Annotated in this window: 16 protein-coding genes and 1 pseudogene; 14 read left to right on the top strand and 3 right to left on the bottom strand. The window is 44.1% G+C overall.

All coding sequences use genetic code 11. The features are described from left to right. Window positions 1–13: 13 nt before the first annotated feature. Window positions 14–1,237 carry an acyltransferase gene (locus AC6EJC_RS05270; RefSeq protein WP_444953051.1) on the bottom strand — a complete coding sequence of 408 codons (1,224 nt, stop codon included), beginning with the start codon at window positions 1,235–1,237 and terminating at the stop codon, window positions 14–16. Between the two features lie 219 nt (window positions 1,238–1,456). On the opposite strand from AC6EJC_RS05270, the gene AC6EJC_RS05265 reads away from it, so the two are divergent. From AC6EJC_RS05265 to AC6EJC_RS05255, 3 genes are read left to right on the top strand one after another with little or no spacing between them, the layout of a single operon-like run. Next, the gene (locus tag AC6EJC_RS05265) at window positions 1,457–2,464 is read left to right on the top strand and encodes a substrate-binding domain-containing protein (RefSeq protein ID WP_444953050.1); all 1,008 of its coding nucleotides are present in this window, start codon (window positions 1,457–1,459) and stop codon (window positions 2,462–2,464) included. Between the two features lie 37 nt (window positions 2,465–2,501). Next, a complete protein-coding gene (locus AC6EJC_RS05260) occupies window positions 2,502–4,532 on the top strand; it encodes a cache domain-containing sensor histidine kinase (RefSeq protein WP_444953049.1) in 2,031 nt (676 codons plus the stop codon). Continuing rightward, complete coding sequence (locus AC6EJC_RS05255) at window positions 4,483–5,784, top strand: response regulator (protein ID WP_444953048.1); 1,302 nt, start codon at window positions 4,483–4,485, stop codon at window positions 5,782–5,784. The genes AC6EJC_RS05260 and AC6EJC_RS05255 overlap by 50 nt, the downstream gene beginning before the upstream one ends. Before the next feature lie 942 nt (window positions 5,785–6,726). Here AC6EJC_RS05255 and AC6EJC_RS05250 read toward each other — a convergent pair. Next, window positions 6,727–7,617, bottom strand: a complete 891-nt coding sequence (locus AC6EJC_RS05250) for a DMT family transporter (protein ID WP_444953047.1) — start codon at window positions 7,615–7,617, stop codon at window positions 6,727–6,729. Window positions 7,618–8,049: 432 nt separating this feature from the next. Between AC6EJC_RS05250 and AC6EJC_RS05245 the strand changes: the two are divergent. From AC6EJC_RS05245 to hcp, 4 genes and pseudogenes are all read left to right on the top strand, one after another. Next, window positions 8,050–8,246, top strand: a pseudogene (locus tag AC6EJC_RS05245) (recombinase family protein); the annotation flags it as partial. Window positions 8,247–8,320: 74 nt separating this feature from the next. Next, window positions 8,321–8,473, top strand: coding sequence for a hypothetical protein (locus tag AC6EJC_RS05240; RefSeq protein WP_444953046.1), 153 nt, complete (start codon window positions 8,321–8,323; stop codon window positions 8,471–8,473). 95 nt (window positions 8,474–8,568) lie between these two features. Continuing rightward, complete coding sequence (locus AC6EJC_RS05235; RefSeq protein ID WP_444953045.1) at window positions 8,569–9,309, top strand: hypothetical protein; 741 nt, start codon at window positions 8,569–8,571, stop codon at window positions 9,307–9,309. Window positions 9,310–9,442: 133 nt separating this feature from the next. Beyond that, window positions 9,443–10,735: a hydroxylamine reductase gene (hcp, locus tag AC6EJC_RS05230; protein WP_444953044.1), complete on the top strand. Its 1,293-nt coding sequence runs from the start codon at window positions 9,443–9,445 to the stop codon at window positions 10,733–10,735. Window positions 10,736–10,798: 63 nt separating this feature from the next. Here hcp and AC6EJC_RS05225 read toward each other — a convergent pair whose 3' ends face one another. After that, on the bottom strand, window positions 10,799–11,146 hold the full coding sequence (locus tag AC6EJC_RS05225; protein ID WP_444953043.1) for a helix-turn-helix domain-containing protein: 348 nt from the start codon (window positions 11,144–11,146) through the stop codon (window positions 10,799–10,801). Between the two features lie 209 nt (window positions 11,147–11,355). On the opposite strand from AC6EJC_RS05225, the gene AC6EJC_RS05220 reads away from it, so the two are divergent. The 7 genes from AC6EJC_RS05220 to mmsB all read left to right on the top strand — a co-directional run bounded on the left by AC6EJC_RS05220 (window position 11,356) and on the right by mmsB (window position 19,017). Continuing rightward, entirely contained in the window at window positions 11,356–11,898 is a 543-nt protein-coding gene (locus tag AC6EJC_RS05220; protein WP_444953042.1) for a hypothetical protein, read from the top strand. A 76-nt stretch (window positions 11,899–11,974) separates the two neighbouring features. After that, window positions 11,975–12,301: a nucleoside triphosphate pyrophosphohydrolase gene (locus AC6EJC_RS05215; RefSeq protein WP_444953041.1), complete on the top strand. Its 327-nt coding sequence runs from the start codon at window positions 11,975–11,977 to the stop codon at window positions 12,299–12,301. A gap of 62 nt (window positions 12,302–12,363) precedes the next feature. After that, window positions 12,364–13,329, top strand: a complete 966-nt coding sequence (locus AC6EJC_RS05210; RefSeq protein ID WP_444953040.1) for a hypothetical protein — start codon at window positions 12,364–12,366, stop codon at window positions 13,327–13,329. A 30-nt stretch (window positions 13,330–13,359) separates the two neighbouring features. Next, on the top strand, window positions 13,360–14,601 hold the full coding sequence (locus tag AC6EJC_RS05205; RefSeq protein WP_444953039.1) for a M48 family metalloprotease: 1,242 nt from the start codon (window positions 13,360–13,362) through the stop codon (window positions 14,599–14,601). A 600-nt stretch (window positions 14,602–15,201) separates the two neighbouring features. Next, a complete protein-coding gene (gene chvE / locus AC6EJC_RS05200) occupies window positions 15,202–16,287 on the top strand; it encodes a multiple monosaccharide ABC transporter substrate-binding protein (protein ID WP_444953038.1) in 1,086 nt (361 codons plus the stop codon). 32 nt (window positions 16,288–16,319) lie between these two features. Then, the gene (gene mmsA, locus AC6EJC_RS05195) at window positions 16,320–17,870 is read left to right on the top strand and encodes a multiple monosaccharide ABC transporter ATP-binding protein (RefSeq protein WP_444953037.1); all 1,551 of its coding nucleotides are present in this window, start codon (window positions 16,320–16,322) and stop codon (window positions 17,868–17,870) included. After that, window positions 17,854–19,017 carry a multiple monosaccharide ABC transporter permease gene (mmsB, locus tag AC6EJC_RS05190; RefSeq protein WP_444953036.1) on the top strand — a complete coding sequence of 388 codons (1,164 nt, stop codon included), beginning with the start codon at window positions 17,854–17,856 and terminating at the stop codon, window positions 19,015–19,017. Before mmsA ends, mmsB begins: the two co-directional genes overlap by 17 nt. The last annotated feature ends 69 nt before the right edge of the window (window positions 19,018–19,086 follow it).

The raw sequence follows: 19,086 nt of genomic DNA, 5'->3' as shown, positions 1-19,086 counted from the left end.
CAGACGTAGAAGATTAGCCAAGCTCCTGCGTGCTTTTGGAAGCACGATTGGAGAAAGGTAGCTGGAAACGAAACGGCCAGTTTAGCCGTTGCTTGCCTTTTGAGCCAACAATCCAGTTGCCTCCAGGCAGATGAGCAAAAAGCCAGCTAATGCCCAGCGAAACACTTGCCACGACGATAAACGTAATTAGCGTAGCTGTAAAATGATGATCACCCAGTGAAAGCGGGCGGGTGTAGTAGGATATGAAGGCCAACACGAGTGCATGGGCCAGATATCCTCCGAAGGAATAACGTCCGATCCAGTTCAGCATGCGGCGAAACGGCTCAGATCGCTTATCTTTTTGCAAATGGAGCAGTAGTCCGTACAACAACAGCAGCTGCGAGACAATCAGCACAAAGGTGCTTGGCTTAAGATAGGTAGAAATATTGAGATTAATCGTATCGCCCGACTGGATCAGCATCGTGTGACCCATGAGCATGAACAGACCAATAAAGACAAATACATTCCATGGTAACGTCTGTTTGGCCAGTCCACGCCAGGTGTCCGTCATGTAAGCACATACTGCGCCCAGCATAAAATAGAAAAAGTACATGACAAAGTTATAGGTGCGGTAGTCCAGCAGGGTCTGCCAAAAGGACGGTAACCCAGTGCTCCATGCAGACATGTCATAGTAGGACCATTGTAACAGCAAAGCATAAGCCGTAGCGGCTATCAGCATGACGACCAGAACCATCTGTTTACGCCTTTTCGTACTATAGCGACGTAGAAACGTTTGTACGTGTCCGGTCGCTTTTGAAAATAAAGGAAACAAAATATAAAACTGAAAGATCATCACTACAAACCATAGATGATATCCGCTGACGGGGATGATCATTTCCTCGAACATACCTTTGTAAAAGTAAATATTTCCCCACTGCGCCGTTGACCAGTTCTGAGTACATACCCAATAAACAACCGTCCAGCAGAGAAAAGGAACATAAATATCTCGAAACCGCCTGCCAATGTAACGAGGATAACCAATCGGTTTGTTACCGTTATAAAAAAGCAGCGCCGCAGACAGGAAAACGAACGTCGGTGTGCCAAAACGTGTCAAATGATACAGCATCGCAAGCATAACGGAATCTGGTTGTTGGATGTCGCTGCGATAAATATATTCGCCAATGCAATGCTGAAGCACGACAGCGAGGTAGGCAAGACCCCGTAGTTCTGTCCACTCCGCGATACGCGGCTTGCTCATCCATATCACTCCTTTTCCAAAAGATTCGCATATGTTTTCCGTAACACAATTGTAGGTATTGTAACGTAGGAACATTAGTGCAGGATTAACGTTACCTGAAAGTTGGAAGAGTGAAGTAGTTCCAATTTGATATGATTGCGTTTACAATCTAAGTAAAATCAAAATAAATTCAAAGTGAATTCATAACTTAAGGATACACACAGGAAGAGGAGAGGAAGGATGAAAAAAACGCTGCTGGTATATATGCTGTTGATTGCGGCCTTTGCTCTCTATGTGTTCAGGTATGAACAATCCGGGCCGTTGAATGGCACTTGGGAGGAAAAAGGGCTGCGAGGCAACATCGGAGAAACCTATATGATGATTACATTCAAGTCTGGTTTGGAGTATTGGAAAAGCGGTCTCAAGGGCTTTGAAGATGCCGGGGATGCCTTGGGGGTGACTGTGGAGTATCGGGGAGCTACCGGTTATGATGCCCAGGAGCAGACGACTGTCATTGAGCAGGCGATTGCCCGTAAACCCGCAGGCATTGCCATATCAGCGATTGATCCGCACTCCCTGATCCCGGCGATTAATAAGGCGCTGGACGCGGGCATTCCTGTGGTGCTGTTTGATGCCGGAGCACCGGGGAGCCGGGCGTATTCTTTTTTGGGCACGGATAATTATAAGGCGGGCGTGACCGCTGCGGATAAAATGGCAGAGATGTTGGGGCGGGAAGGTGAAGTCGCCGTTCTGACCCTGCCTGGTCAGCAAAATCATGAGGAACGCTCGCGAGGCTTTCGTGATACCATTCAGCGGCAGTATCCTGCTATGAAGGTGGTAGAAGTGGCAGATGGTCACGCAGACGCGATAGTATCCCGGAATGAGTCGCTTCGATTGATGAAGGCTTATCCGAAGCTGGCGGGTATTTTTGTGACCGAGGCAACGGGAGGAACAGGTGTGGGTGAAGCGGTGCTGAGCCAAAAAAACAGCCATCCGCTGAAAATCATTTCTTTTGATACGAATAAAGCGACATTGGATATGATCCGCGGTGGAACGATTTCGGCAACGATTGCGCAGGGAACGTGGAATATGGGCTATTGGTCGCTTCAATATCTGTTCCATCTGCGTCATCATTTAACGATTCCTGCACCTTCTTCCTCTCGAGACAACACTCCGCTGCCCGTACGGGTAGATACTGGAATTTCTGTTGTCACCCGAGCGAATGTAGATGATTATTATGCGAAATAAATTTTGGAAACGTATCCAATTAGGGGTGCGCCAAACGATGCCGCGGTTACGCTTGCGCAATATGCCTTTACGCTATCAGCTGATGCTTCTGTTCCTGCTGTTTGGCATTGTGCCTTCGCTGGGATTAGGTCTGCTGGTCAATTGGACGGTGGAACGGATTATTGAACGGCAGGTGGAAAACCATACAATGCAGTTGATTGGCAAGGTGAACGAAGCACTGGATACCAAAATGGAAAATTTGCAGAACATGACGTATCTGATTGCTTTTAATCCCGATATCGGGGAGTTCTGGAAAGGCCGGACGCTGGCCGACGGCCACGCGGGTCATGCAGATCCTGCGAATCGTATAGGTCATGCCAATCAAGCAGGTCCTGCAAATACAGTAAAACCTGAAAATCCGGGAGAGCGGGCACAGAGCTCGGCATCTCTCCCCAATCAGGCAGCAAGTTCTGTGCAGGCACAGGATACGCTATATGGCATGAAGCAATTTCTGCAGGGTTTTACTACCTTATATCCCGAAATTGCCGGGATACTGATCGTGAACGAAAACGGCGACTATATCAGCAACGAAATGTATGCCCGAAGTACGCGTAGCCTGACGGAAGAAGGCTGGTACCAACAGGCGGCGCAGCATGCAGGCATATTCACTGTGCTAGGACAGCCGAGCCACCGTAATGTGACCACTCATGTCCGGTACAAGGACAGTGAAATTGTATCCGTCGTCCGTTCGGTTACGGATTCGGAAACCGGACGCGTGCTAGGCGTGATTATGATTGACCTCAAGCTGCGGGCTGTGTCGCAGGCCGCCAGAGACGTAACCTTGGGCAAAAGCGGATATTTAATGGTGACAGATGCTGAGGGACGCAGCGTGTACATGCCAGATATGCCTTTGATTGAGCGCATTCCCCCGCAATGGTTCGGGGCAGGTGACAGCGGGATGTTTACCCGTGAAGCCGGAGGTAGGGAATTGCTGTTCATGTTCCGGGCTTCCGAGTTTACGGGCTGGAGAACAGTGGGGGTATTCCCGGCACGCGAATCTACACTGGAAGTGCGGCAAATTCAGTTCTATGTCGTCTGTTTTGTTTTCATTGTATGTCTGTTTGGGTTAACGGCATCCTTGCGATTGTCGAGCTCCATTGCGCGGCCGATTTTCCGGCTAATGTCCTATATGCGGACGGCAGAGACGGGGGATCTTACGGTTCGCCAATGGAGTGACCGCGGGGATGAAGTCGGAATGCTGGGTCGGAGCTTTAACCGGATGCTGGAGCAAATCCGCCGTCTCATGTCGCTTAGCGAACTGAGGGAGCGGCAAAAACGGGATGCTGAGCTGCGCAGCCTTCAGGAGCATATTAAGCCGCATTTTTTATACAATACGCTAGATACGATTCATTGGATGGCCCGAAAAAATGGAGCAGACGACGTATCCGACATGGTGGGGGCGCTATCGAGATTGTTCCGCCTCGGGCTGAGCAAGGGGGATGACTTTATTCCGCTGCGCTCCGAGATTGAGCATATATCGAGCTATATGCAAATCCAGCAAACACGCTATCGTGACCGACTTCGCTGGGAATTAAATGTACCCGACGAGCTAAAGGATCTGTTCGTATTGAAGCTAATGCTTCAGCCTGTAGTGGAAAATGCCATTTACCACGGCATCAAGGCCAGACGCGGCCCGGGCACGATTTGGGTAGAAGCCAAAGCCGAGGGAGACAAGCTGCTGCTGACAGTACGTGATAATGGCGCAGGGATGACGGCAGAAAGGCTGCGTGAGCTGCGTGACTTGCTGGAAATACCGCTGGAGGCGATGGAAGGACAGCAGAAGCAAAGTGGAGCCAGTACGAATGGCAGAAGCTACGGCATGCTGAATGTACAAGCGCGTATCCGGCTGTCTTTTGGCGAGGAATACGGAATTGTACTGGACAGTAAAGAAGGGGCAAGCACCTGCGTTACGATCATTCATCCGTTGCTGCTGGATATGGCGCAACTGAAGAAGCCACATGAAAAAGGAGAGGGTCAGGATGACGAAATCAAAGACCACAGACAACTCGACAACGGCGAGTCTGATTGACCAGGCCATAACGGAAGTGACGATAGGGACGGCAAAACGTTACCAAGTGTTGATCGCAGATGATGAGCCGATCATTCGTGAAGGGATACGGGATTGCGTAGACTGGGCGGCTCTGGGCATGGAGGTTGCAGCTGAGGCGGAGGACGGTGAAGAAGCGCTGGAGCTGGTTGGTCAGCTTAGCATCGACATCGTGCTGGTCGATATGAATATGCCGTTCATGGACGGCATTGAACTGATTCGGCGGCTGCGGGAAGAACATCCGGAATGCCGTTGCCTGATCATTTCCGGGCATGATGAATTTGCTTATGCACAGGAGGCCGTCCGACTTGGCGTAGAGGATTATATTTTGAAGCCGGTAGATGCGGAGCAGCTTCACGCTGCACTGTCGCGGCTCAGTCAGCGACTGGACGAAGAGCGCAAGCGTGCCGCCTATGTAGAACAAGCTGCCGGGCAGATTGAGCGGAATATTCCGCTGCTGCGCCAGCGGTTTTGTCTGGAATGGCTGGAAGGGCAACACACGGGAAAAGACGTGATGGAGCAGTTGGAGTTTTTACGTCTTCCATCCCGGCCACCTGTTCAGATCGGCGTGGTGCGGTGGCCTGCGGCAGAGGCACGGCAGACGATTATGCGCGAGAATGATCGCCAGTTGTTTCTTTTCGCCGCTGAAAATATTATTGGCGAACTGCTGGAGGGCCAACCGCATGTGTTGTTCCGCGATGCGAACGGGCTGATCGGCATCTGCCTGTGGCAGGAGGCACCCGAGACGATCGGCGCTTCCATGGAGCAGGCGATTGGACGCTACCTGAATATAGCGGTTCACACGCATGTGGAATCAAACGCGGGTGGGCTGGAAGGTGCGATTGACGCGTTCCGGGTGAGCCGTGATCGAGTGTACGGTGAATTGCAGCTGTCTCCCATCGTACGCCGGGCTCGACAGCTTATTCAGGAAGGCTACGCCGACCGGGAGCTGACGCTGGAAGCCCTTGCCTCGCGTCTACAGGTATCCGCCGTGTATCTCAGCCGTGTGCTCAAAAAGGAGCTCAACGACAGCTTCGTGACCCTCGTCACGCGCGCCCGTATCCGTAAAGCGGTGCAACTGCTGGATTCCACGACGTTGTCTATCTATGATATAGCAGAACGTACGGGATACGACAGTCAGCACTATTTTAGCACCGCTTTTAAAAAGACCATGGGCGTGTCCCCCGTCCAGTACCGTAAAGGCGGTGGAATTCAAGAAAATACGTTGGAGTAGGAAGCTTTTATGCAAAACTAATTCCCCCACCACACAATGAATTTTATTAGAGGATGTATTAAATTAAACAAACTTATTAAGGTGTTTTCACCCTTGCATATATAGGGAAAAAATAAAGAAGGAGTTACAACCACATTACTATTTTTCTTTGGTTATCTATCAATTCCTCGCCATACTTCTTCTTGACCATATGAAGTCGATCAAAGCAAAGTTTAAAGCTATCACGACATAGAAAAAACCATAGTTGTTTAAAGTAGTAGGTATCATCATACAGATCACCCCAGTAACCAAGTAAACCAATGTGCGCATCCCTATGTTTACGTCATAATGCTTCAGAATTAAAAATGGTAATGCAAAAGCTACAATAAGAATTGGATATACCATAAACAAAGAGCCTATTAAAAATACGATAACGGATTCACCCGTTGACAAAGAAAATGGAAGATTATTTCCTTGCTTACCATCCATGTAGAATGCAATCGATGTAGCAATAATTGCAAGGAACAACAGGCTCAAGAATGAGATCAGAAGGCGTTGAAAACTTGGTTTGGTAATGATATTTCACCTCTTCTAAAAACTGTAAGATGCCTGTAATTATAGCATTTTTCAATCAAACAATACTATTGTGTCTCACCATTAAATCCTACAAAGACAGCTTTTTGGCTGGTCATTTTTTTGTATCCCTAAAAGCATACAAAAAGGAACATTTTTGCAACGATCCCTATTGTCAGCCCGTTAATTAAAAACGGCAGACGAATATCCGGCTGCTGTTGATTTCATTTCTTATTGTGCTATTGTTTCCCGTTAGCTTAAGCTGCATTGCATGGTTGAAATCATAGAAACTACCCAAGTTTAACCCGTTAATATCAAAAAAGGCAGCCAATCCCTTCTGGACGGCTGCCTTCGATTATTTGTTGAAGTTGACTTCAATAAAATGAGAGGTTACTCATTTTTAGTCCTATAAGGATATTTTATTTTTATGCTTACTTCACTAATAAATGTTGATCCCAGTAGCAGGATAGCGCCGAATATTTGAAATAACGTCATACTTTCGCCTATCACAAGTGCTGAAATCAATAATGATGTTAGGGGATCTACATAACTTAATATAGCGATGCTTTGACCACCTAGCCCTTTCATTCCAGAAAAGAATAAGTAGAACCCTACACCTGCATGCAGGATACCCAGTATCAAAATAAGGATAACGGAATTGCCTGATAACTGATATAATCCTAATTTCTCTTCAGTAATAAAAAGGGAAGGAATCAACAATATCGAAGATAATAATAGTTGTGCAATCGTGATTTCCAGTCCATTCATATTCCTAATAAATTTGTTGGTCAAAGTCAGGATTGCATAAAAAGTTGCCGCAATAAGTCCATATACGATACCAATCAAATGGCTGCCGTTCTCGCCGTTTCTGCCGCTCTGCAAAACTAAAATCAAACCCAAAAGGGCTCCACAGACACATAAAACTTTTTTGAGTGAGAGTTTTTCTTTAAGAACAATAGGTGACATCACTGTTACCAATACAGGAGCGAAATAGTAGCTTAAAGCGGCATTGGCGATCGTTGTTTCCTTATACGACTGAAAGAGAAAAATCCAATTTCCACCCAAGGCGATGCTTGCAAGTAATAATGCAAGAGCATTCTTTTTCACGTTAAGCCAAGATACTTTATTCTTGGTTATGATGGAAATAACGAACAACAAAAAACTACCAATCAGACTCATGGATAAAGCTATTTCAATTGAACTCAAATCGATATACTTTGCAAAAACTCCAACTGCACCGAAAATCACCATAGACAAAACGAAATACATTTTTTCTTTCAATTTTTTTCCCGCTTTCTACTAATATGATGGTTAGACCGACAAGATATAGTCTGCCCTTGCATACAGTAGAATCTATGGAAAAGGACCATCAGACTTCATGTAGATACCTTGACAGTAGATTCTACTGTTGTGGTTCTACTGGGGGGGCAATAAAATTATACATTTTTATCCTCCTTCATCAGTGGGGATTCATTTTTATGAGTCCTGGCATGTTTTTTTCATTATAACATACGAACTTTAACTTGATTACGCTATAAAATACCATATATCAACTCCCGTTAACCTGGCCGTTAGCTTAATGAATGAGTCAGATAACGGTTTTAAATTGATTATTTTAGCGTTCCAAAATATATGAAAAACAATATTGGGACGTTCCATTATTAAGGGCACACTTTTTTGGTACATAAAGGAGGGAAGCGTTAGATGGTAGATATGGTTTATGGGCGTGTGTCGGCCAAAGATCAAAATCCAGAGAGGCAGCTCCTGAATTCCGGGAGTTGGGCATTGAGGAACGGTTTACTTTTATAGACAAGCAAAGCGGAAAAGACTTTAACCGGGTCCGATATAACGCCATGCGGCTTATGCTTCGGGAAGGGGATTTGTTATACCTGGACGCACTTGATCGACTTCCTGGCGCTCGCTATCGTCGCGGCCCATGGAGCGAAGGGCCTAGAAAGCGGGATCAGGGAGGGCAAAAAACACCATGAACGCTGCATTCCCTGCTTCCGAATTCGCTCCACCACCCCATTTTGCTCATCATCGTGCTTTGAGAGAGCCAGTGCTGCCGGGGAGTGCCCGGCGCGCTTCCGGGAGCTGCGTATTGTTTGAATTGATGCTTGAGGTATGTCAACGTTAATTCAACTTTATTCTTAAATATTGTTAATTTTGTAAATCATCTTTTTATTTGCTCTGATATAATTTCGCTAGGTAAGATGAAAGGAGCACATAGAGTTGAAAAAAGAAATTAGTGTATTGATGTTACTGGGTGTTGTTTTGCTTTCGGGATGTGGTTCAGATAAGTCTGTTACGCAAGGGTCAGGCGAGTCTCCCAGTAAACAGGTAACCACGCAGCCGGAACAAGAGACTAATGCGAAACTGATTGAGGCTTCCGAAAATGAAGAAGTGAAGCTTTATGCTGTCAACGAAACAGACGGCGAAGTCCACGGGGTTACGGTAGAGATTAACGGCAGCCAGAAAGAATTTGATTGGAACATCTTAAATACAGGAACTAAACCGCAGGTATTCTATACTGATCTTACGGGTGACGGTAAGGAAGAAGCCGTAATCATAATCAATACAGGTCGAGGTACAGGATTAAATACTTATGATATTCATGTACTTAATGCAAAGGATTTAACCGAAATTAAAGTACAAAATTATGAGGAAATTGTTGCTGATCAGATTGAAACGCATGTTGCTAAAAATGATGATGATACTTTAGCCATTACAGTTAAGACGAAAGAAAAAGAATATAACTTCAATTCTAATGTTGAACTAGCGCCGAATTACAATCAAGATAAACTCGCTTTCGGCGGTGTAGCTATTTATGAATTGGAGAATCAAAAAATAGTCTCCAAAATAGGTGCAAGTGTTGGAACATCTCCCCAGTACGTAGGTGATTTCCATATCACTTATAAATTCGATAATGCAAAAAATAAGTTTATTGCCGATCAAATTAAATTTGTTGATTAGATTGGAAGCGATTCCACACTGTCTCATAATGAATTGTGCTAAAAAATGTGTGTGTAATCACACCTACACATTCAGGGGTTTGTTACGCTGGGGATAACGAACAAATATCTATCAATATTTGGAGGAAAACAATATGTTTTGTTATCAGTGTGAACAAACGCCGAGTGGCGGATGTACCGTAGTTGGCGTGTGCGGTAAGAATGAAACGGTAGCGAGCTTGCAGGATACGATGATTTTTGCATTAAAAGGTATTGCCGCCTATGCGACACATGCTCGTCAGTTGGGCTATACCGATCCCGAGGTGGATCGTATCACGCACGAAGCGTTATATATGACCTTAACCAATTCTAACTTTAATGTACAAGAGCATTTGGAGATGGCGATGAAGGTCGGAAATGCGGCCGTACGGATCATGGATGTGCTGGATCGTGCGCATACAGATCGTTTTGGCATTCCGCAGCCGATTACGGTCAGCCAGAATAAAATCGAAGGTCAATGCATCGTCGTGACTGGACATAACTTGTATGCGCTGGAGGAATTGCTGCGGCAGACCGAAGGAAAAGGCATCAACATCTATACCCACTCAGAAATGCTCCCGGCGCACGGTTATCCGGCGTTGAAGAAATATGCACATCTCAAAGGCAATATCGGCAAGGCCTGGTACGATCAACGCAGACTGTTCGAGGAGTTCCCGGGCGCGATTCTTGCCACGACGAACTGTGTCATGCCGATTAAAGGCACGTATGCAGACCGCTTCTTCTCTTATGAAGTAGCCGGGCTGGAGGGTGTTGCCAAAATTGTGAACGACGATTTCTCTCCACTGATTGAGCGCGCGTTGGCCCTGCCAGCCGCAGATGTAGAGTCTGAACAGGTGCTTACGACAGGATACCATCATGAGACGGTTATCGGGCTGGCTCCTGAGATTATTCAGGCGGTTAAAGACGGACATATCCGCCGTTTCTTCGTTATTGCAGGTTGTGATGCACCGGGTAAGGGCGGCAACTATTACCGCGAGCTTGCTACTTCCTTGCCGAATGATACCGTCATTTTGACCACGTCTTGTGGTAAATTCCGCTTTAATGACGTGGACTACGGCACTGTGGGGGATACGGGCATACCACGTTATATTGATTTGGGGCAATGCAACAATTCGGGTTCTACTGTGAAAATTGCTCTGGCGCTAGCCGATGCTTTTGGCTGTACAGTGAACGAGCTGCCTGTCAGCATTGTATTGTCTTGGTTTGAGCAAAAAGCGGTTGCCATCCTGTTAGGCTTGTTCAGCCTTGGCATTCAGGATATTCGTATTGGGCCGAAGCCGCCCGAGTTTATCTCGTCCGGTGTATTGGATGTGCTTGTGGAGATGTTTGGCTTGAAGCTGATTACAACAGCAGAGGAAGATATGAAGGCGATGCTGGCGTTGTCATAAGGGTTGGGAAAAAGGAACTGCAAAGCGCAGTTCCTTTTTTGTTATTGCTTACTGTTTTATTATTCATCGTTCATCAAATCTTATAAATATGTCCGTAAGAATTTTTAATGCCATTTCCGTATCTTTGGCTTCGCGCGTTCTCAGCAGGGTCAAAATATTTTTGATACTCAAATCTTCTTCGGTAAGCTCATCATTTTCCTTCACATATGTAAGTAATTGATAAACGCTCACGTTCAATGCTTTCGCTATTTTCTCTAAATTTTTCAAAGATATATTTCTCTCTGCACGCTCGATAAAACCGATATAACTTGAATTAAATCCTGCTTTTTCGGCTAAAGCTTCCTGAGAAAGCCCTTTGGATTTCCGAATATCGCGAATACGTGTACCGACTAATTCCAGAAGTTCGGACATGATTACACCTCTCTTTAGTTAGAAGTGTAGAGAAAGAATTACATGTAATTAATAACTTTTAATAAGTAAATTGAATTAAAAACTACTATATAGTAATATTTATTATGAAGCTTGTCCGATAGCTAGAAAATTATACATTTTAATGGTTCCATAATTGTGCTACGTTGCTCACACTGTTTATGAAATTTAAATTCAGGAGTTGATTCCCCATGAAAAATTACTCCTTAAGCAAGCAACTACATAGTGAATCCAATTTCAAACTGCCCAAGTACAGCGACACCAACCTACTGAATTGCATGATGGATTTTCAAAAGCTTGCCCAATACCAGATAAAGCTTGCACAGATCATGCGCAACCATAATCAATTCCAAAACTGCCTCATTCTTTGTGATCGTGCGATGTTTTCTATGGCTAAGGCCATTTATATTTATCGAAATCAAATCATTCCATCATCCATTAGTTTATCCATGCCCGACCTGCTCCCGTTAATTCACACAGATGCTGAGCCCAATTTAGATATAGTGCTGTTTATCGGTACGATACATTATCTTGTTTCTGGAGAAGATGATGTATCTAAAAGGCCGATAAAGCTAGAGGAAGTAGATAAGTTGCTTTATAAAACGGACTCTATTCTAGAGTCTCTATCACGGCGGATCGTAGCTGATCCGTCTAAGCGGTATCCATCTATTTTTAAAGAAAGTCCATTTAATGAATCGTTAAATCTTTTATCAATATTACCCGATTCTTTTTGAGCTAATGATATAATGACGAAAAGGGAGATGTTGGCTACGGCCTAAAGCCTCCACATCAGAAAGGGTGTTATTTCATATGCCTACATACAACAAGCTGGTGCGGGATCGGATTCCGCATATCATTATGTCTCAGGGCAAGGAATGTCGGACACGCATTTTGGACCCAGAGGAATATAAGCAGGAACTACGAACGAAGCTTCGTGAAGAAGCCGGGGAGTATTTTGAAGCAGACAAAGATCAGGATGCGCTGGAAGAACTGGCGGATATGCTGGAAGTCATCCGAGCGCTGGCAGAAGTACATGGGGCGAATGCAGCAGAGCTGGACAAGCTACGGGCGGACAAAGCCGAGGCACGGGGCGGATTCCAGGAGCGGGTGTTCTTAATTGATGTCGACGAAGCTTAATGTCAAGCTCATTACGGATAATTTGGCGGATGAGGTGATATACTTATGGAAATAGTTACAAAATGATCGAGTTTTTATATACTAGAATGCGGGAGGTAAGATTAATTTATGTAAATGAAATGCATAAGATATTAATAGAAATAGTATATGTAAATGAAGGTAGAGGGATTATAATGCAAGAGTTAATGTATGTCGTTGAAAGCAATTCATTTCATAAATTGCTGGCTTCTTTATTTTTGTGCAGTACCTGTTTCATCGCAGTTCTTTATTTGCTAATCAGTATCAAAAGAAATAATCTTGATTCTAAAGCTATGAAGTTTTTTGGGGTATTAGTGATATCAGGGTTTGCACTTTTTATTAATAACTGGACTATTTATGTTCTTGTAACAATTGTAGCTTCCACTTTAATTACTGTTCCGAAATTCTTGGAAAGAATTTTAGAAATCACGTTTAGAAAGCAAAATTACACTTTAACAACTGGTACTGCTAAAGGACGTATCAATAAAAATTTAAAGGAGATTGAGCGTACATTTACAACAGGGTCTGGTGTGATAATACCGGATCAGGCTATGGATAGTGAATTTAATTCGTCTGAAACTCCTTTGGAACAACAAGCAAATCTCATAATGTCTATTGAAGACAAAATTCTGCATGCAATCGAGTTTGAAAAGGAAACACTTAATTTCGATAATATAAAGTTTAATCAAATATTGACCAAATCTAATCAGAAAGAACTTGTGATCGATGCTGTTCTAACTAGTAATAAAAGGACTATTATCTTAGAAGTTCAACCAATTCTCCAATATGAGCTATTTTATAAAGCAATTGGTCAATTGAAAGACCAATGTTCTGAATTCAAAAAATATTTAAAGGGAAATGATAATCAAAGCGAAGTAAAGGGGATTTTATGTATATTGGACTCGCCTGACTTCACAGAAAGTATTGTTGGTGGAATTGGCTTACTAAAGTATGATTTAAAACAGCAAGGTTTTGTGAATTTAAATGAAGTGCTTGAATGGCTAATGTAGTATTTTCATGTATAGCTTTAAGGAGGAAAAATGAATAGAATTTATATTCTAGTTTCTTTAATTTATTTCTGGGGAGTTTGTTGGTTTACCAGTTTATTTCCTGAAATATTTATTGTTGTAATATTCCCAAATAAGGAACTCGACAAATTTTTGCCTTGGCTAATAACCTTAGGGGTAGCAATCATTTACTTAAATAAATTTAGAAAAAGATGTACTAAACCTATAGATCCTGAGAATAATGAAATGCCTTTATTTGAATTGTATCCTTCTCTTAAAGATGAAGTGTTGCACCTAGTGAGTCAACTTGACATTAAGCAGAATATCAAGTTTTATATAAATGATTTTGAAGGTATTAACGGAAAAGCCAAAAGTAATAAGCGTTATGCAAATGTTACTTTAAGCAAAGGACTTCTTCAACGTGAACGTCAGGATGTTATAGCTATATTACTACATGAGCTGTTCCATGTGAAGCATTGGACAATTCATTTCATAAATTTTGAAATTGCTTCAATGCTTGAGGAAATTAATTCGAAAATAATAAAGTACCATGAAAAAAGAAAAAGAAAAATTTTGTACCGCTATTTTCAAATTAATAGCTTTTTACATACTCTAAATTATTTTGTAATGATGCTTCTTTTATTTTTAAATATTGCCTCCAATATGTTCAGGATGATTTTTGATGAGATGATGGCAGATAAATTCTCTATTGATTGGAGTAGAAGCCTAAGAATCGTGAAAATACTTAAAAAAAACAAACGAGTAAATAACGTTTCAGACGATTTTAGGTTTAGCCAACATTTGGATGTAGATATACGGTGTTGGTTACTAAATAAATATTATTATCATAAATACGTAAGACCAAAGTGGATCCTAACAAAGCTTATTGTAATATCATCTGTGGTACTTATTATCGTTTCACACTTCTATTTCATGCCCCGTTTATTAATGAATTTAAAAGTATTTATTAACACTGTCATTGAAGAAATAATAAAACTGTGGATCATTTTATTTGATAATGATGAGCAACTAGCAAAAAATATTTTTGTATTGCTTGCTTCAAGCATAGGGTTTATTTGGTGTTTTATAAAGCTTATTAAAATCTGGCGGTTAGGTGCAAGTTGGAAAATACGATTGCAGTATCTTTCGTATTTATCGCTGTTGGGTATAATAGTAACTACAGTTATAAATACTCTTGTCCCAGTTCCAAGAGAACTTATGCTTGGAAATGTTATATTATTTTTATTTTTAGGATCTTTTTTCTATAAACAATAAAATAATAAATTAGAGTTATAGTAATATATTCATAGAAAAAATCGCTGTTCTAAGGCAAAGAACAATTATTACCTCATTAGCTTCAGTAAATTTATAGCAGAATGACGAGTAGACATAGATAAATGGATTATTTACCAATAAATACGATAAAATGAATTTATTTCTATATTTTTTTATTCTAGATAATATTTTGATAATTGTGTAGATAGGGATTTTGCCAGTATTAAAATGGTAAAGTCCTTTTTGTGTATGCGGGTAAATTAGTGTTCCCACCCTCCCCCCACACAAAGGTTAAAATTTTATAAAAAAAGTTCAAAACCAGCAAAGACCTTTCCCGGGCTGGAATGATACCATGTGTTTGCACATAAAAAAAGGAGAGGCACTCGTTGCCTCACTTATGTAAGCGCTATCTCATTTCTACTCTAATCAGCACTGACCTGAGGAATTTGCAAAAATCCAATAAGCGACTTCCAATGAACAATATAGAGATCGAATGGTCTAGTTCGTCTATATATTGCACTTTGGAGCGACTGGAATCGAATTTTGCAAAATCCTTACCTTCAAATTGACCCGCATCACATGAGGAAAGGGGAACTTCATATGAAAAAAGGAGCTGTTGTTGTTTGGCTTCTGGTTTTGGCCCTGATGCTTTCGGCCTGTAATTTGGCGGAGAGTGGAACGGGCAGCAAGGAAAAAGGCTATGTGGGCATTTCCATGCCGACCAAATCGTCCGAGCGTTGGGTAGGGGACGGGGAGAATATGGTCCGGTTGTTTCAGGAGCAAGGCTATAAAACGGATTTACAGTACGCCGAGGACGTGGTGGAAAACCAAATCTCCCAAATCGAAAATATGATCACCAAGGGTGTCAATGTCATGGTGATCGCTTCGGTGGACGGAAACACGCTGACGGATGTGATTCAGAAGGCGCACGACCGAGGGATTCAGGTCATTTCTTACGACCGTCTGATTCGCAACACACCGTATCTGACGTATTATGCGACCTTCGATAACTTTAAGGTAGGCGTGCTACAGGGGGCATATATTGAGAAAAAGCTGGGACTCAAGGAAGGCAAAGGACCCTTCAATATAGAGCTGTTCGGCGGTTCACCGGATGACAATAACGCATATTTCTTCTTTAACGGTGCGATGTCTGTGCTCAAGCCGTACATGGATTCCGGCAAACTGGTCGTGCGCAGCAAGCAAATGACAATGGCGCAGATCGCTACACTGCGGTGGGACGGAGCTTTGGCCCAGTCGCGGATGGATAATCTGCTTAGCGCTTACTATTCGGGGGCCAATCTGGACGCGGTGCTATCCCCGTATGACGGAATCAGCATCGGTATTATTTCATCCCTAAAGGGGATTGGCTACGGATCAGCGAACAAACCGCTGCCGATCATTACGGGGCAGGATGCGGAGCTGGCTTCCATCAAGTCCATTGTAGCTGGGGAGCAGACGCAAACCGTATTTAAGGATACTCGCAAGCTGGCTGAGCAAACGGTCGTGATGGCCAACAGTATTTTACAGGGCAAGCAAGCGGAAGTGAATGATATCAAATCCTATAACAACGGTAAAAAGGTAGTTCCTGCTTACTTGCTTGATCCGATCTCGGTGGATCGGACGAATGTGGAGAAGGATATTGTCGGCAGTCACTATTACACCAAAGAGCAAATCGGACTGAAATAAGAGTAAGAATCCAACCGAAAGGAGCGTATCCCATGACTGGAATCATTTTGGAAATGAAGGGAATTACCAAAACCTTTCCCGGCGTGAAGGCATTGGAAAATGTAAATCTCAAGATCAAGGAAGGCGAAATCCATTCCCTGTGCGGTGAGAACGGTGCGGGCAAATCGACGCTGATGAAGGTACTGAGCGGTGTATATCCGCATGGAACCTACGAAGGGGATATTGTTTTCCAGGGCAAAACGTGTGAGTTCAAGGATATCAAGCAGAGCGAGGAATTGGGCATCGTCATTATCCATCAGGAGCTGGCGCTGATTCCATATCTCTCGATTGCGGAAAATATTTATCTGGGCAACGAACGCGCCAGCGGCGGCGTGATTGATTGGAAAGAGACTTTTGTGGGTACACGCGAGCTGCTGTCCAAGGTCGGTTTGAGCGAGAATCCCAATACATTAGTTACGAACATCGGGGTCGGGAAGCAACAACTGGTCGAAATTGCGAAAGCGCTCTCTAAAAAGGTAAAGCTGCTTATTCTCGATGAACCGACAGCGGCGTTGAATGAGGATGATAGTGAAAATCTGCTTAATTTGATGCTGGAATTTAAAAGACAGGGCATTTCCTGCATTCTCATCTCCCACAAGCTGAATGAGGTCGCAAAGGTGTCGGATTCGATTACGATTTTGCGGGACGGGAAGACGATTGAGACGCTGGATATGAAAAAAGATGAGGTCACGGAGGATCGGATTATTAGCGGGATGGTTGGACGTGATCTGACCAGCCGTTATCCAGAGCGCCATGCCGAGATTGGCAAAGTCATTTTGGAAGTGAAGGATTGGACGGTGTATCACGAGCATCATGCAGACCGCAAGGTGCTGGATCAGGTGAATTTGAATATCCGCCGTGGTGAGATTGTCGGTATTGCCGGACTGATGGGGGCGGGACGCACCGAGCTGGCGATGAGCATTTTTGGCAAGTCGTACGGACGCAACATTTCCGGTCAACTGATTAAAGACGGCAAGCCGATCCAGAATAACACGGTTACGGACGCGATCAACAACGGTTTTGCCTATGTGACGGAGGATCGCAAGGAGTACGGCCTCATTCTGATGGATGACATCAAGCGTAATATTTCGCTGACCGGCCTGAACAAGCTGACGAAGGGCGCTGTCGTCAATGAGCAGGAGGAAGTTGTCGTTGCAGAGGATATGAAAAAAAGTATGAACATCAAAGCGCCGAGCATTTTACAGAAAACGGGTAATCTGAGTGGCGGCAATCAGCAGAAGGTGGTGCTGAGCAAATGGATTTTTGCCGGGCCGGATATTCTGATTCTAGATGAGCCGACACGCGGCATTGATGTGGGCGCCAAATATGAAATTTATACGATTATTCATCGACTTGCCGCTGAAGGCAAGGGAGTGCTGGTTATTTCATCCGAGCTGCCAGAGGTACTGGGTTTGTGTGACCGGATTTATGTCATGAATGCCGGGCGGATCACCGGAGAGGTTAGCCGTGAGGACGCGTCGCAGGAAACGTTGATGAGATATATGACCAAGTCAGGAGGCGTGAAGCATGGAAACCATAACTAAACTATTTAAAAATAACATCCGCCAATATGGCATGATGATTGCGCTGGTCGTCATTATGATTTTGTTCGAGGTGCTGACAGGCGGCCTGTTGTTGAAGCCGATTAATATTACAAATCTAATTCTGCAAAACAGCTACATTCTTGTGCTGGCCATCGGGATGGTGCTGGTTATCATCACTGGACATATTGATTTGTCTGTCGGCTCAATAGCCGCTTTTGTCGGTGCGGTTGCCGCCATTATGATGGTCGATTGGCAGCTTCCGGCGTGGGTTGCTGTGATTGCATCTTTGCTGGTCGGGGCGTTAATTGGCGCATGGCAAGGGTTCTGGGTCGCTTATGTACGCATCCCCGCGTTTATCGTAACATTGGCAGGAATGCTGCTCTTTCGCGGATTGACAATGATCGTGCTGGAAGGTCAATCTATCTCTCCTTTTCCGGGGGGATTCCAGAAAATCAGTTCAGGCTTCCTGCCGGATTTTGCATCTACCGGTTATAACCTGGTATCCATCATTGTCGGCATTGCACTCACAGTATGGTTTATCGTGAACGAACTTCGCGAACGCCGTTCTCAGCTTAAATATGGATTCGAGGTTCCGTCACAGACGTTATTTGTACTCAAGTTGATTGTAGTAGCTGCTGTCATCAATCTGTTCACCTTCATGCTCGCGAGCTACGCGGGGATACCTAACATTCTCGTTCTGCTGTTCATACTGATCGTTGTATACTCCTTCGTCATGAACCGCACGGTTATGGGGCGCCATGTGTATGCGCTGGGTGGAAATGAAAAGGCAGCGGGTCTGTCCGGTGTCAAAACGAAAAAAGTAACGTTCTGGGTATTTGTAAACATGGGCGTGCTAGCCGCCATTTCCGGTCTGATCTTCGCTGCACGTCTGAACGCAGCTACGCCGAGAGCAGGTACGAACTTTGAGCTGGATGCCATCGCAGCTTGCTTTATCGGCGGTGCTTCGGCATCCGGTGGGATCGGAACGGTTTTTGGAGCCATTATCGGTGGTTTGGTCATGGGCGTACTGAATAACGGCATGTCTCTGATCGGCCTGGGTATTGACTGGCAGCAAGGCATCAAGGGCTTGGTGCTGCTGCTGGCGGTTGCCTTCGATATCTACAACAAAAACAAAAGATCAGCTTAAGCTTATATTGAATATCGTAAAACAAGAAAACCTCCAGTCCCACTTGAAATGTGGATGCTGGAGGTTTCT

The sequence above is a fragment of the Paenibacillus sp. TY11 genome, assembly GCF_059772165.1.
Note: the sequence above shows the minus strand (reverse complement) of the source record. Positions and strands in the feature narration are given on the sequence as shown.